15 protein-coding genes are annotated in these 14,353 nt (G+C 61.7%); 2 read left to right on the top strand and 13 right to left on the bottom strand.

Going from position 1 to position 14,353, the window contains the following annotated elements:
* The 5 genes from pdhA to IG169_RS20800 all read right to left on the bottom strand — a co-directional run bounded on the left by pdhA (position 1) and on the right by IG169_RS20800 (position 4,911).
* On the bottom strand, positions 1–1,041 hold the full coding sequence (gene pdhA / locus IG169_RS20820) for a pyruvate dehydrogenase (acetyl-transferring) E1 component subunit alpha (protein ID WP_193178191.1): 1,041 nt from the start codon (positions 1,039–1,041) through the stop codon (positions 1–3).
* Between the two features lie 148 nt (positions 1,042–1,189).
* On the bottom strand, positions 1,190–1,498 hold the full coding sequence (locus IG169_RS20815; protein WP_193178190.1) for an FtsB family cell division protein: 309 nt from the start codon (positions 1,496–1,498) through the stop codon (positions 1,190–1,192).
* 109 nt (positions 1,499–1,607) lie between these two features.
* Entirely contained in the window at positions 1,608–2,882 is a 1,275-nt protein-coding gene (gene eno, locus IG169_RS20810) for a phosphopyruvate hydratase (protein WP_193178189.1), read from the bottom strand.
* A 290-nt stretch (positions 2,883–3,172) separates the two neighbouring features.
* The gene (gene kdsA, locus IG169_RS20805) at positions 3,173–4,003 is read right to left on the bottom strand and encodes a 3-deoxy-8-phosphooctulonate synthase (protein ID WP_193178188.1); all 831 of its coding nucleotides are present in this window, start codon (positions 4,001–4,003) and stop codon (positions 3,173–3,175) included.
* On the bottom strand, positions 4,000–4,911 hold the full coding sequence (locus IG169_RS20800) for a VOC family protein (protein ID WP_193178187.1): 912 nt from the start codon (positions 4,909–4,911) through the stop codon (positions 4,000–4,002). Before IG169_RS20800 ends, kdsA begins: the two co-directional genes overlap by 4 nt.
* A gap of 96 nt (positions 4,912–5,007) precedes the next feature.
* On the opposite strand from IG169_RS20800, the gene IG169_RS20795 reads away from it, so the two are divergent.
* Positions 5,008–5,433, top strand: a complete 426-nt coding sequence (locus IG169_RS20795; protein WP_193178186.1) for a DUF4864 domain-containing protein — start codon at positions 5,008–5,010, stop codon at positions 5,431–5,433.
* Positions 5,434–5,440: 7 nt separating this feature from the next.
* On the opposite strand, the gene tgt is transcribed toward IG169_RS20795, so the two are convergent.
* The 8 genes from tgt to gyrA all read right to left on the bottom strand — a co-directional run bounded on the left by tgt (position 5,441) and on the right by gyrA (position 13,500).
* Complete coding sequence (gene tgt / locus IG169_RS20790; RefSeq protein WP_193178185.1) at positions 5,441–6,571, bottom strand: tRNA guanosine(34) transglycosylase Tgt; 1,131 nt, start codon at positions 6,569–6,571, stop codon at positions 5,441–5,443.
* A complete protein-coding gene (gene queA / locus IG169_RS20785) occupies positions 6,568–7,641 on the bottom strand; it encodes a tRNA preQ1(34) S-adenosylmethionine ribosyltransferase-isomerase QueA (protein WP_193178184.1) in 1,074 nt (357 codons plus the stop codon). The genes tgt and queA overlap by 4 nt, the downstream gene beginning before the upstream one ends.
* Positions 7,642–7,668: 27 nt before the next feature.
* The gene (locus IG169_RS20780) at positions 7,669–8,175 is read right to left on the bottom strand and encodes a peptidylprolyl isomerase (protein ID WP_193178183.1); all 507 of its coding nucleotides are present in this window, start codon (positions 8,173–8,175) and stop codon (positions 7,669–7,671) included.
* A 36-nt stretch (positions 8,176–8,211) separates the two neighbouring features.
* Positions 8,212–8,811 (bottom strand): peptidylprolyl isomerase, encoded by a 600-nt coding sequence (locus IG169_RS20775; RefSeq protein WP_193178182.1) that lies wholly within the window; start codon positions 8,809–8,811, stop codon positions 8,212–8,214.
* Between the two features lie 26 nt (positions 8,812–8,837).
* Positions 8,838–9,332, bottom strand: a complete 495-nt coding sequence (gene coaD / locus IG169_RS20770) for a pantetheine-phosphate adenylyltransferase (RefSeq protein WP_193178181.1) — start codon at positions 9,330–9,332, stop codon at positions 8,838–8,840.
* Positions 9,333–9,389: 57 nt separating this feature from the next.
* A complete protein-coding gene (locus IG169_RS20765) occupies positions 9,390–9,809 on the bottom strand; it encodes a hypothetical protein (RefSeq protein WP_193178180.1) in 420 nt (139 codons plus the stop codon).
* A 218-nt stretch (positions 9,810–10,027) separates the two neighbouring features.
* Positions 10,028–10,657: a LysE family translocator gene (locus IG169_RS20760; protein ID WP_210326129.1), complete on the bottom strand. Its 630-nt coding sequence runs from the start codon at positions 10,655–10,657 to the stop codon at positions 10,028–10,030.
* A 62-nt stretch (positions 10,658–10,719) separates the two neighbouring features.
* Positions 10,720–13,500, bottom strand: a complete 2,781-nt coding sequence (gene gyrA, locus IG169_RS20755) for a DNA gyrase subunit A (RefSeq protein WP_193178179.1) — start codon at positions 13,498–13,500, stop codon at positions 10,720–10,722.
* 165 nt (positions 13,501–13,665) lie between these two features.
* On the opposite strand from gyrA, the gene IG169_RS20750 reads away from it, so the two are divergent.
* Positions 13,666–14,292: a MarC family protein gene (locus IG169_RS20750; protein ID WP_193178178.1), complete on the top strand. Its 627-nt coding sequence runs from the start codon at positions 13,666–13,668 to the stop codon at positions 14,290–14,292.
* The last annotated feature ends 61 nt before the right edge of the window (positions 14,293–14,353 follow it).

Below are 14,353 nucleotides of genomic sequence, written 5' to 3'. Positions count from 1 at the left end.
TTAAAGCAGGATGTCGGTGTAAAGCTCGGACGGATCCGGCTCGGGCGTGCTCTGGGCGAAGTCGGCCGCATCGGAGACGATTTCGCGCACCTCCTTGTCGATTGCTTTCAGGCCGGCCTCGTCGGCATGGCCCTCGTCGAGGATGCGCTTCTTGATTTGCTCGATCGGATCGTGCTCGGAGCGCATCTTCTGCACTTCGTCCTTGGAGCGGTATTTCGCCGGGTCCGACATGGAATGGCCGCGATAGCGATAGGTCTGCATCTCCAGGATCACCGGGCCGTTGCCGGAGCGGCAATAGTCGAGCGCATAGTCTGCCGCGGCCTTGACCGCGCGCACGTCCATCCCGTCGGCCTGAAAGCCCGGAATGGAGAAGGACGCGCCACGCTGCGAAAAATCGGTCTGGGCAGACGCACGGCTGACGGAGGTTCCCATCGCGTAACGGTTGTTCTCGATCACATAGATGATCGGCAGTTTCCACAGCGCCGCCATGTTGAAGCTTTCGTAGACCTGGCCCTGGTTGGCCGCTCCGTCTCCGAAATATGCGCAAGCGACCGCACCGTTGTCACGGTATTTGTTGGCGAATGCGAGTCCGGTTCCAAGCGAGACCTGGGCGCCGACGATACCGTGCCCGCCATAGAAGTTCTTCTCCTTGGAGAACATGTGCATGGAGCCGCCCTTGCCCTTGGAGTAGCCCCCATGCCGGCCGGTCAGTTCGGCCATCACGCCGCGCGACTCCATGCCGGTGGCTAGCATGTGTCCGTGATCGCGGTAGCCGGTGATCACCTGGTCGCCATCCTTGGCAGCCATCTGCATGCCGGTGACGACCGCTTCCTGCCCGATATAGAGGTGGCAAAAGCCGCCGATGAAGCCCATGCCGTAAAGCTGACCCGCCTTTTCCTCGAAGCGGCGAATGAGCAGCATCTCGCGATAGGCGTAGAGCTCTTCGTCCTTGTTGAAATCGGCGGGGGGCGGGGCTGTCAGAGATGTGGAAGATTTCGCCTTCGCCGATGAGGCGGAGGCCTTCTTGGCACGCGTCGCCATGCTGTCACTCCCTAGCGTTATATGTTAGGGAATAGGGTAGCGTACTCCTGCGCGTTGGCAATGCCAAAAACGGAATGGCAGTCATGCCATAAACGCTTATAATCACGTCGAAAAACCAGAATTAACTGGATTTCGGTTAATGCTGTTTTCAGTTCAGGATCACGATTTCGTTGGCACGGGTCACGCCGAGCGATCGACGGGCCTGTTCGTCGATCATGTCGCGCTCCAGCGAACCGTCGCGCAACATCGCCGTTTTCTTATCCAGCCGGGCGCGCTGCTTTTCGAGGCTGTTCAGTTCCGACTGCAGCGTAGCTATGCGCCCTTCATACTCCTCTTTCGACGCAAGTCCGAGCGTGCCGGTGAGTGCGTGATGGACGAAATAGGCCATCACGCCGGCGGCAAAGACCGGCAGGATTATATGACGTAACGGAGAGCGACGGCGGTGGCGGGTCCACATGAAAAAGCCCCTAAATCGAATTTTCGACATTAGGGGCTTTTGGTTAAGCGCGCCTAAACGGCGGCACACAGCAACAGGCTTGTCGGGCGTAATTTTTCCGCCCGGAAACCTAGCCGCGCAAAATAGAGGTGCCGGCGTAACGCGCCTGCGGCCCCAGTTCTTCCTCGATGCGGATGAGCTGGTTGTATTTGGCAAGCCGGTCGGACCGTGCCAGCGAACCGGTCTTGATCTGCCCGCAATTCGTTGCCACCGCCAGGTCGGCGATCGTCGCATCCTCGGTCTCGCCCGAACGGTGCGACATCACCGCTGTATAGGCCGCTTTGTGGGCGGTTTCCACGGCGTCCAGCGTCTCGGTCAGCGAGCCGATCTGGTTCACCTTGACGAGGATGGAGTTCGCCACGCCCATCTTGATGCCGTCGCGCAGGCGCGCCGTGTTGGTCACGAACAAATCGTCGCCGACGAGCTGGCACTTGTCGCCAAGCTGCTCCGTCATGATCTTCCAGCCCGCCCAGTCGTCCTCGTGCATCCCGTCCTCGACGGATATGATCGGATAATCAGCGACGAGCTTCGCCAGATAGGCGGCATTTTCCTCGGCGGTCAGCGACTTGCCCTCACCTGCCATCTCGTACTTGCCGTCCTTGTAATATTCGGACGCCGCGCAATCGAGCGCCAGACGGACGTCGTCGCCCGGCGTATAGCCTGCGGCCGAGACCGCGGACATGATGAAATCCAGCGCTTCGGTAGTGGAGCGCAGGTTCGGTGCGAAACCGCCTTCGTCGCCCACGCTGGTGTTGTGCCCGGCCTTGTGCAACGCCGATTTCAGGGTGTGGAAAATTTCCGTCCCCATCCGCACGGCATCGGCGATGCTTTCAGCGCCGACGGGCATGATCATGAATTCCTGGATGTCGATGGGATTGTCGGCATGCGCGCCGCCATTGATGATGTTCATCATCGGAACCGGCAGGATGTGCGCATTGGTGCCCCCGACATAGCGGTAAAGCGGCATGCCCGAATAGGTGGCGGCCGCCTTGGCCACGGCGAGGGACACCCCGAGAATCGCGTTCGCACCGAGACGGCTCTTGTTGGGCGTGCCGTCGAGTTCGATCATCGCCGCGTCGATCTTGGCCTGCTGCGTCGCGTCCATGCCGCCGATGGCGTCGAAGATCGGCCCATTGACCGCGTCCACGGCCTTGGTGACGCCCTTGCCCTTGTACCGCTCGCCGCCGTCACGCAACTCGACAGCTTCGTGTGCGCCGGTCGAGGCGCCGGACGGAACGGCGGCGCGCCCAAGCGTGCCGTCCTCGAGGATGACGTCGACTTCCACGGTCGGATTGCCCCGGCTGTCAAAAATCTGACGGCCGATGATGTCTACGATAGCGCTCATGGCAATGATCCCTGTTGAATGGAAAATTCTACGGCGTTGCATTAGCCGAGCGGATCACAAAGTGAAACAGCCCTGCCGCATAAATTCATTTACGACGGCATCAAGTTGCCCGAATCGCCATTCAGGATAACGTCCGGGAGTTGGGGTGAAGCCTCTGGGAGGATGCACCTGTGACACAATTAGCCGGCATTTTGACATTCGCCATGATTGCTTTCGGCCTGCTGACGTCGTGCAATCAGCCTTCTTCCACACCCGACAGCAAAAGCGTCATCATTCTGCAAAACGGCTGATCAGCGCGACTTCGCAACCTTGTCGAATTGCATCAACGTGTCGATGAGGCGCGGCATCTCAGCCAATGGCACCATGTTGGGGCCGTCGGATGGCGCGTTATCCGGGTCTTGATGGGTTTCCACGAAGACACCCGCCACGCCGACTGCGACGGCGGCGCGCGCCAGCGTCTCGACGAAACGGCGGTCCCCGCCCGTGGAACCGCCCTGCCCGCCCGGCTGCTGAACCGAATGGGTCGCGTCGAAGATCACGGGCGCGCCGGTTTCCGCCATGATCGGCAGCGCGCGCATGTCGGAGACGAGCGTGTTGTAGCCAAACGACGCGCCGCGTTCGGTCAGCAGAACATTCGGATTGCCGCCGCCGACCACCTTGGCGAGCACGTTCTTCATGTCCCAAGGCGCCAGGAACTGGCCCTTCTTGATATTGACGACGCGCCCCGTGTGCGCAGCTGCAAGAAGCAGGTCGGTCTGGCGGCAGAGAAATGCCGGGATCTGCAGTATATCGACGACTTCGGCGACCTCGGCACATTGCGCTTCGGTGTGGACATCGGTCAGGACAGGCAGGCCGAATTCGGCCTTGAGATCGGCAAAGACGGGTAATGACTTGTCCAGCCCGAGGCCGCGCTTGCCCGACAGAGATGTGCGGTTGGCTTTGTCGAAGGAGGATTTGTAGACGAGCCCGATGCCGGCCTTGTCGCAGATTTCTTTCAGGGCGCCCGCCATGTCGAAGGCATGCCCCCGGCTTTCCATCTGGCAAGGTCCCGCGATGAGCGAAAGCGGCGCGTCGTTGGCGAAGCGGACTTGTCCCGCCGCCACGGTCGTATTGGCGTTCATTTGGAAACCTGCTCCTGGAAGGCAAGGAAACAGCCCTGACCGGGCGCGGCGTCGACGATCACCCTGCCATGCAATTCGCGAAAACCGACGGAAGCCGCGGCAAGACGCGCGATGAGTGCCTCGATCGACGGAACCGACAGGATCATGCCTTCGAGACGCAGTCCCCGCTCGGCGCTCTTGCGCTCGACGCCGAAATGCACCGAAAGCCCTTCCGGCGTCATCACGTTGACGGAACCGTTTGAAGCCGCGATTTCGAGACCGAAGGAATGCGCCTCGTCGTCGCGATTGTTCACCACTTCTTGCATAAGGTACTGGAAATCCGTCGGATTCGGCTCCGACAGGACCACCTCGATAATTCCCGTGGCGCCGTTGTCATGCGCCTGAAGGCCGGACCGGTCCACTTTCGGCACGGCAACCCGCTCGCATGTAAAGAACAGCACGTCGGGCGATCGCAGATCGGAGGCGAATGCGAGCAGGAAGGCCGCCTTGTCCTTCTTGCCGTCTGCGCCGGTGAACTTGCGCGAGAAAGCCAGTTTCTTGCCGGCGGAAAATCCCGTCTTGCGGAAAGCCTTGTGATCGCGCCGGGCGTCATGCGTCGCGAATGCCAGCGCCGAAAACCCGTCCTCACCATTGCGGAACCGGAACGCCTGGTCGCGCGCGGTAAAGACATTGCCCTTGCGTGCCGTCGCCTCGCAGTCCTCGCGCTGCGCGACCGCAAGCGGCTCGAGGAAGGTGCCGTCTGCAAAATAGACGCAGGCGTTCTCTGTCCCGAACGGATGCCGTGCGTCGGCAGCGACGGTAAAGCCAAGCGCGGTCCAGCGCTCCCGCGCCGCCTCCAGGCTTTCCACGGGCAGCACGGCGTGGTCGATGGCGCGCGCCTTGCGCGGTTGTTTTATCGGCTTCGACATGGCGCGGAGATGTGCACCATTTGGCGGGGCCGTTCAAGCGCTCATTGCCGTCTGGCGACGATGTCCTATCTCCGGGCGGAGTAACAGGAGGTGGCGATGTTCAAGAAAACAGCAGTCTCCCTCGCAGTGGCCGCGCTGATATCGTCAACCGGCGCCGCGGCGGCACAGAATGCGACGGAACGCCAGGCGCAGGACGTTGTCACCCGGCAGTTGGAAGCGTTCCTGTCAGGGGATTTCGCGCGGGCCTATTCCTATGCCTCGCCCGACATCAAACGTATTTTTCCGACGCTGGAAAGCTTCATGTCGATGGTCCGCAACGGCTATCTGCCCGTTCTGCGGCCGGGTAACTATGCCTTCGGCCGCGTCGAGCCTCTGGCGGACGGACGTCTCGTCTGGGAAGTACTGATCCGCGGGCCGGACGGCGCCGACTATACCGCGGCCTATTACATGGAGCGCCAATCCGACGGATCGTGGAAAGTCGACGGCGTCAGCCTGCGCGAGGGTGCGGCCGGGATGACGTGACGGGCAGTCAGAGCGGTGCGATGTCGCCGCGCTCCCATTCCGCTTCCGTCTCGGCGCAGAACTCCGCATACCGCCCGGCCTCGATCGCATCGCGGATGCCCTGCATGAGCTGTTGGTAATAATGGATGTTGTTCCATGACAACAGCATCGCGCCCAGCATTTCGTTGGCGCGCATGAGGTGATGCAGATAGGCGCGCGAATAGTCGCGTGCCGCCGGGCATGAGGATTCCTCGTCGAGGGGCCGGTGATCCTCGGCATGGCGCGCATTTTTCAGGTTGATCCGGCCCCGCCGCGTGAACGCCAGCCCGTGCCGCCCGGAGCGGGTCGGCATCACGCAATCGAACATGTCAATGCCATGCGCCACCGATCGTATGATGTCCTGCGGCGTGCCGACGCCCATCAGGTAGCGCGGCTTGTCCGCCGGCAGCAGCGGACAGGTCGCGTCCAGCATCGCCAGCATGACGTCCTGCGGTTCGCCGACCGCCAACCCGCCGACCGCATAGCCCTTGAGGTCGAGGTCAGCGAGTGCGGTCGCCGACGCCGCGCGCAGGGTCTCGTTATCCCCGCCCTGTACGATTCCGAACATCGCTCGCTCCGGCTGGTCGCCGAAGGCGGTCTTGCAGCGTTCGGCCCAGCGCAGCGACAGCTCCATCGCCTTCGTGATCGTATCCTGATCGGCCGGCAGCGCGACGCATTCGTCGAGCTGCATCTGGATGTCCGAACCGAGCAGCCCCTGGATCTCTATCGACCGTTCAGGGCTCATCTCGTAGCGCTGGCCGTCGATATGCGACTGGAACGTCACCCCGTTCTCGCTCATCTTCCGCAGGGCAGACAGCGACATCACCTGGAAACCGCCGGAATCAGTCAGGATCGGATAGGGCCAACGGATGAATTCATGCAGGCCACCAAGCCGTGCGACACGTTCGGCGCCCGGCCGCAGCATCAGGTGATAGGTGTTGCCGAGGATGATATCGGCGCCGCAATCGCGGACCTGGTCGAGATACATCGCCTTGACGGTGCCGACCGTGCCCACCGGCATGAAGGCCGGCGTGCGGATGTTGCCGCGCGCGGTATGTACGACCCCGCGCCGCGCCGCGCCGTCGGTTGCGAGAAGCTCGAAGGAAAACGGGGTGGTCATGATCGTCCTTCAGTCTGCGGGAACAGCAGGCAAGCGTCGCCATAGGAATAGAAACGGTAGCGGCTATCGATCGCATGGCGATAGGCGGTCCGCATCGTTTCCAGCCCGCTGAAGGCCGAGACCAGCATGAACAGGGTCGAACGCGGCAGGTGGAAATTGGTCATCAGCAGATCCACCGCTTTGAAGCGGTAGCCTGGCGTGATGAAGATGTCGGTTGCGCCCGACCACGCCTGCACCGCTCCATCCGCGCTCGCGGCGCTTTCCAGAAGCCGCAGCGAGGTCGTACCCACAGCCACGATGCGCCCGCCCTTCGCGCGCGTATCGTTGAGAAATGCGGCCGTCTCCGTGCTGACATGGCCGATTTCCTCATGCATGCGGTGCTCTGTCGTATCCTCCGCCTTGACCGGCAGGAATGTCCCCGCCCCGACATGCAGCGTGACGAAAGCACGGTGAATACCGGCAGCGTCGAGTGTTTCGAACAGGCGCTCGGTGAAGTGCAAGCCGGCTGTCGGCGCGGCGACCGCACCTTTCTCGCGCGCATAGATCGTCTGGTAATCCCGACGGTCGCGCTCGTCTTCTGGCCGCTTGGTCGCGATATAGGGCGGCAGCGGCACATGGCCGACCAGCGCCAGCGCGGCATCGAGGTCGCCGCCTCCCCGGTCGAACTGCAGGTCCACTTCGCCTTCGTTGCCCTTGGCCGCGACATCGGCCTTCAGGTCATGCCCGTTCGCCCCGAAATCGACGACATCGCCCGGCTTCAGTTTCTTCGCGCCGCGAACAAAGGCCTTCCATCGGTTCGGCGCCGTGCGCATGTGCAGCGTCGCGCCGATTTGCGCCCGCGCGCCGTCCGCGCGGACCCGTACCCCTTCCAGCTGCGCCGGGATCACCTTGGTGTCGTTGAAAACGAGCACGTCGCCTGCCCGGAGGAAACCCGGCAGGTCAAAAACGTGGGAATCGGTCAGGCCGTCATCCGGCCTGACCACCAGCATCCGCGCGCTGTCGCGCGGCGATGCCGGCCGGATCGCGATCCGGTCTTCCGGCAAGTCGAAATCGAAGGCGTCAACGCGCATGGGTTTCGCTCGCCGGCAGATCCGAACCTAGAGGTCGGCCGCGACCTTCATCGACACGATGGAATCGGGATCGCGCACGGGTTCGCCGCGCTCGATCTTGTCGACGTTTTCCATGCCCTCAATGACCTGACCCCAGACGGTATATTGCTTGTCGAGGAATGAGGCGTCCTCGAAGACGATGAAGAACTGAGAATTCGCGGAGTTCGGGTTCTGCGACCGGGCCATCGAACAGACGCCACGCGCATGGTTCGCGTCATTGAATTCTGCCTTCAAATCCGGCTTTGACGATCCACCCATTCCGGCACGCGACGGGTCGTAATTGTCAGAATTCTTGTTGCCGAACCGAACGTCGCCGGTCTGCGCCATGAAACCGTCGATCACGCGGTGGAAGACCACGCCGTCATATTCGCCGGCCCGCGCCAGTTCCTTGATCCGCGCGACATGATCCGGCGCCAGGTCGGGGCGCAATTCGATGACGACCGTTCCTGTGGTCGTTTCCATGACAATGGTGTTTTCCGGGTCCTTGTAAGCCATCACGGCGCCTTTCCAATTCTTGAATATGCAGGGGAGTTATTGTTTGTCGGCCGCAATGACAACCTTGATCATGCGATCGGGATCGGTCACCGCGCCATTATTGGCCTGCGTGCCCTTCTTGATGTTGTCGACATATTCCATGCCGCTCACCACCTGCCCGACCACCGTGTACTGGCCGTTCAGGAAATCGCCGTCGGCGAACATGATGAAGAACTGCGAATTGGCGGAATTGGGATCCTGCGCCCGCGCCATGCCGACGGTGCCGCGCACATAGGGCTCCGACGAGAACTCCGCCGGAAGGTTGGGCAGATCGGAGCCGCCGGTGCCGGCGCGGCGCGGCTGGAAGCCGTCTTCCATGTCGCCGTACTGCACGTCGCCGGTCTGCGCCATGAAGCCGGGTATCACGCGGTGAAACGCGACGTTGTCATATTCGCCGTTGCGGACCAACGTCTTGATCTGCGCGACATGCTTGGGCGCAAGATCGGGACGCAGGCGGATTGCCACGTCGCCATCCTTGAGCGTGATAATCATCGTGTTCTCGGGATCGCTGTCCTGGGCAAAGGCGCCCGGCAGGGACAGCGCAAGACCAATGATTGCCGCGCAAGCGGTAAGAAAGACGCGTTTCGTCAGATGCATGGAAATATCCTCGGTAAAACTGGAGCTTAGTCGAATTTCGCGCGCAGCGCCGTATGCACGGACGTCGGCACGAACGGGCTCGTATCGCCACCCATCGATGCGATTTGGCGTACCAATGTGGCGGTAATCGTGCGAACCGAAGGACTGGCCGGCAGAAATACCGTCTGCAGTTCCGGCGCCATCATCTCGTTCATGCCCGCCATCTGCATCTCGTAATCGAGATCGGTACCGTCCCTGAGGCCGCGCACAAGCGCCTTGGCGCCGTGTTCGCGCGCCGAATCCACCAAAAGCCCATCGAAGGAGACAATCTCAACGCTCCCGGCGGACAGGCCCTCCTCTTCAATGACTTGCCGTATCAACGCGACGCGTTCGTCGAAGTCGAAAAGTCCCTTTTTCCCCGGATGCGTGCCGATCGCGACAATGACCTTGTCGAAGATCGCTAAAGTGCCCCGCAAAACGTCGAGGTGCCCGTTTGTGATGGGATCGAAGGATCCGCCGTAGATTGCTATGTGCTCGTTCATGGCCGAAGCCTGTAGCCCAGATTCGTCCGGCGCGAAAGATGGCGGAGACCCGGCGCCTTAGCCATTGTCGCACTGAACCGGGAATACCGTCCTGTCCTCGAAGGACAGTATCCCCGCTTCGGCGTAGCCCTCGTCGGCCGCGGCCTCGAACAGACGCAGCGACACGACGATACGCGCGATTTTCGGATCGGTGAAGTCGACGAGGATCCGGTTTCCGCCGGAGAAGCCCTGCCCGAACACCATCGGATGCTGATCACCGGTCGCGCTAGTGGACCAGGTTCCGGACCCGTCAGTGACAGTCGCGCCGATAACGGAAAGCACCGGTAGATGGCCAATCGATATCTCGATCGACGCCCCCGATCCGTCGGTAGCATTGCAAAGGATCTGGTCGGAAGCGTACGCCGGCGTGGTCTCCATAATGGCGCATGCAACCAATAGCGCGGCCGCTGCGTTAAGTCCCTGTCGGGTGGCTGGCATGCCGGTCTCCCCCGATCCTGTTTCGAAACCCGTGCGCGGCACTGTGACGGAATGCACATCGGCCCGGACGCATTTGCGGTTCTATCGGTCTCAACAAAGGAGACACAACCATGATCGCCATCTTCGCACTGTCCATGATGATCGTAACCGCCGCTTTCGCCGTCCCGGCCCTGCTGCCGAACCGCGACGCCAAGTAGTCCTGACCGGTAAATCGTCGCCTACTGGACCGAGCGTCTGGCAGCCAGCATCCACAAACCGCCGCCGATCAGGCATGAGCCGGAAATACGTTCGACCAGACGTATGTTGCGCCGGTTGAGCCAACCGCCCGTCCGCCCCGCGGCAAAGGCATAAACACTGTCGCAGATCGTTGCCACGACGACGAACGTCATGCCGAGCACGACCGTTTGCATCGCCGGATTTCCCGAAGACGACACGAACTGCGGAATAAACGCTCCGAACAGGAACAGCGCCTTCGGGTTCGACCAGATCACCACGAAACCCTGCCAGACATAGCCCCAGGGCGAGCGGACCTTGACCGCGGAGTCGGCGCTGCCGAGCGTTCCGTCGGAACGCCACATCTTGATCCCCAGCCATATCAGGTAGAGCGCACCCGCGACCTTCAGGAACAGGAAGGCTTCTCCGACAACCGCGACGACCGTCTTCAAGCCGACAGCGAGAATCGCGATCATCATCATGACACCGAGCTGCGTCCCGGCGACATTGAGCAGCCCTGCCCGGCTTCCGGCCCGCAGTGAATTCGCAATGACGACCGTCACGGTCGGACCAGGCACGATGACGATCAGGAAGCTGGCGATCGCGAACGCCAGCCAGGCTTGGATATCGATCAAGGTATTCGCCCTCCGGTTGTTGTGACCGCGTCAGACGACTTAGCCACAACACCGGACCCGAGTCACTCGGTATCGGGCTGTTCCGTATTGGGCTCTTCGGTGCCTTCTTCTTCGCCGTTATCCTCCGGCTCGCGGATGCGCTCGACCGACACCACCCGTTCGCCTTCGGCGGTTGTGAAGATCTTCACGCCCTTCGTCGCGCGCGAGGCGAAACGAATGCCGTTGACGGGAACGCGGATCACCTTGCCGGAATTCGTGACAAGCATGATCTGATCGGCGTCATCGACCGGGAACGCGGCGACCAGCGTGCCGATCTCGCTTGTCTTGGACGTGTCGGTGGCGCGAATGCCCTTGCCGCCTCGTCCGGACACCCGGAAATCGTAGGAAGACGAGCGCTTGCCGGAACCGTATTCGCTGACGGTCAGCACGAATTCTTCCGCCGCCGCCATTTCAGCGAATTGTTCCTCGGAGAGGACAAATGCGCCTTCCTCGGACTCGGCTTCCTCATTGGTCAGCGCAACGTCCTCGACCTCATCCTCATCGGACTGGCGGCGCAGCGCGGAGGCCTGTTTCAGATAGGCGTTTCGCTGTGCCGGCGTTGCATCGCTGTGGCCGAGAATTGACATCGAGATGACGCTGTCGTCATCGCCGAGAGAAATGCCGCGCACGCCGACCGAATTGCGCCCGGCAAAGACGCGGATATCGGTGACCGGGAAGCGGATGCACTGGCCGAGCGACGTCGTCAGCAGTACGTCGTCATTCTCGGAGCAGGTCGCGACATTCAGGATCTCGGCGCCGTCTTCCTCCAGTTTCATTGCGATCTTGCCGTTGCGGTTCACCTGGACGAAATCCGACAGCTTGTTGCGCCGGACCGTGCCATTCGTCGTCGCGAATATCACGTCCAGTTCGCCCCAGCTGTCCTCGTCCTCGGGCAGCGGCATGATGGTCGTGATGCGTTCGTCTTCCTGCAGCGGCAGCATGTTGCGCAGGAACTTACCGCGCGACTGCGGCGTACCGATCGGCAGGCGCCACACCTTCTCCTTGTAGACGATGCCGCGCGAAGAGAAGAACAGGATCGGCGTATGCGTATTGGCGACGAAGAGACGGGTAACGAAATCCTCCTCCTTGGTCGCCATGCCGGACCGCCCTTTGCCCCCTCGCCGCTGGGCGCGGTAGGTCTGCAGCGGAACGCGCTTGATATAGCCCTGGTGGCTGAAGGTGACGACCATGTCCTCACGCGCGATCAGGTCCTCGTCGTCCATGTCCGGGCCGCCTTCGGCGAGCTCGGTGCGCCGCGGCGTTCCGAATTCGTCACGTACCGCGATCAGCTCGTCCTTGACGATCTGCTGAACACGCGCCCGCGACGACAGGATGTCGAGATAGTCGCGGATTTCCGCGCCGATCGTGTTCAACTCGTCGGCGATCTCGTCGCGGCCGAGCGCCGTCAGGCGCTGCAGGCGCAGGTCGAGGATCGCTCGCGCCTGTTCCTCGGACAGCATATAGGTGTTGTCTTCGGGATCGATGCCGTGACGCGGGTCGTCGATCAACTGGATCAGCGGCGCAACATCCTTTGCCGGCCAGCGGCGCGTCATCAACTGCTCGCGCGCCGTCGCCGGGTCCGGCGCGTTGCGGATCAGGTGAATCACCTCGTCAATATTCGCGACAGCGATAGCGAGGCCGACGAGGATATGCGCGCGGTCCCGTGCCTTTCGCAGCAGGTATTTGGTACGACGGCTTATGACGACTTCGCGAAACGCGACGAAGGCGCGCAGCATGTCGAGCAGGTTCATCTGTTCGGGCTTGCCGCCATTCAGCGCCACCATGTTGGCGCCGAACGATGTCTGCAACGGCGTATACCGGTAGAGCTGGTTCAGCACGACATCGGCGACGACATCGCGCTTCAATTCGACCACGACCCGGTAGCCTTGCCGGTCGGACTCGTCACGAATGTCGGAAATGCCTTCGATACGCTTGTCGCGCACCAGCTCGGCCATCTTCTCGATCATGCTGGCTTTGTTGACCTGGTAAGGGACCTCGGTAATCACGATGGATTCGCGATCGCCGCTGCGTGGCTCGATAGTGGCGCGGCCGCGCATGACAATCGAGCCGCGGCCGGTCTCGTAGGCCGACCGGATGCCGGACCGGCCCAGCACCAGGCCGCCGGTCGGAAAATCCGGACCGGGAATGATTTCCATGATCTGCGGCAACGTGATCGCGGGATCGTCGATCAGCGCGATACAGCCATCGACGACCTCGGAAAGATTGTGCGGCGGGATATTGGTCGCCATGCCCACGGCAATGCCGCCGGAACCATTGACCAGAAGGTTGGGAAACCGCGCCGGCAGAACAACAGGCTCGCTTTCCGAAGCATCGTAGTTGTCCTGGAAATCGACTGTGTCCTTGTCGATATCCTCCAGCAACTCGTGCGCGACCTTCTCGAGCCGCGACTCCGTATAACGCATCGCAGCCGGCGGATCGCCGTCGATCGAGCCGAAATTGCCCTGACCGTCGACAAGCGGCACCCGCAACGACCAGTCCTGCGCCATGCGCACCATGGCGTCGTAGATTGCCGCGTCGCCATGCGGGTGATATTTACCCATGACGTCGCCGACGATGCGGGACGATTTGACGTATTTGCGGTTCCAGTGGAACCCGCCCTCGTGCATCGCGTAAAGGATGCGGCGGTGGACCGGTTTCAGTCCGTCACGGACATCGGGCAGCGCCCGGCTCACGATCACGCTCATCGCGTAATCGAGATAGGACCGCTGCATTTCCTCAAGAATGGAGACCGGTTCGATGCCGTCGTTTTCGCCCGAACCGTCGATTGGTGTTTCGTCGCTCAATGAAGTCTTGCTTTGTTGTTCAGAATCATTGCCCGGAGATTAGCGGAACGGTCGCGAAAAAGCGAACGAACGCACTAGTTTTTCCAATGTTTTAGCGCAGATTTCTCGCCTTGTTGACGTATCGACGCTCTTGCCGGGCACCATAGCCAGCTGTTAGGCAGAAACATGAACGTCGATCTTCTCGTACAAGCGGTCGTGACGCTGATCGTCACCATCGATCCGGTCGGCCTCGCGCCGCTGTTTCTCGCCGTGACGACCGGCATGAACCGGGCGGAGCGCCGCCAGGTCGCGCTCCGCGCCAGCATCATCGCTTTCGGTATTTTCATCCTGTTCGCACTGGCCGGAACGGTGGTCCTGTCGCTATTTGGCATCACGCTTCCCGCCTTCCGCGTCGCCGGCGGCCTGCTGCTTTTCTGGATTGCCTTCGAAATGGTCTTCGAACGCCGGCAGGAGCGGCACGAAAACACCGCCAAGCGGGCCATTACCCAGGATGAAATTCACGGCGTTTCCGTCTTTCCGCTCGCCATTCCTCTAATGGCCGGCCCCGGTGCCATTTCAGCCACCATTCTGCTTTCGGGCGAATTCTCCAGCGCGCTCGACCGCGCCGCCCTGATCGGCATCATCCTGGCGATCGTCATATTGACCTACGGCGTCTATCTGCTGGCCGAACGCGTCGAGGGACTGCTCGGCGCCACCGGACGGACGGTTTTGACGAGACTGCTCGGCGTCATCCTGTCGGCGCTTGCCGTGCAATTCGTCGCCGACGGCGTCAAGGCGCTGATCGCAGCCTGATCGCATACGCAACGAAACCGATCGCCTCGTTCGTTTCGGCACAGGGAAGAGCCGGTAAAGA

Source organism: Oricola nitratireducens (assembly GCF_014904745.1).
GTDB lineage: Bacteria > Pseudomonadota > Alphaproteobacteria > Rhizobiales > Rhizobiaceae > Oricola > Oricola nitratireducens.
The sequence above is the reverse complement of the archived record's forward strand: the minus strand, read 5'-3'. Positions and strand labels throughout refer to the sequence as shown.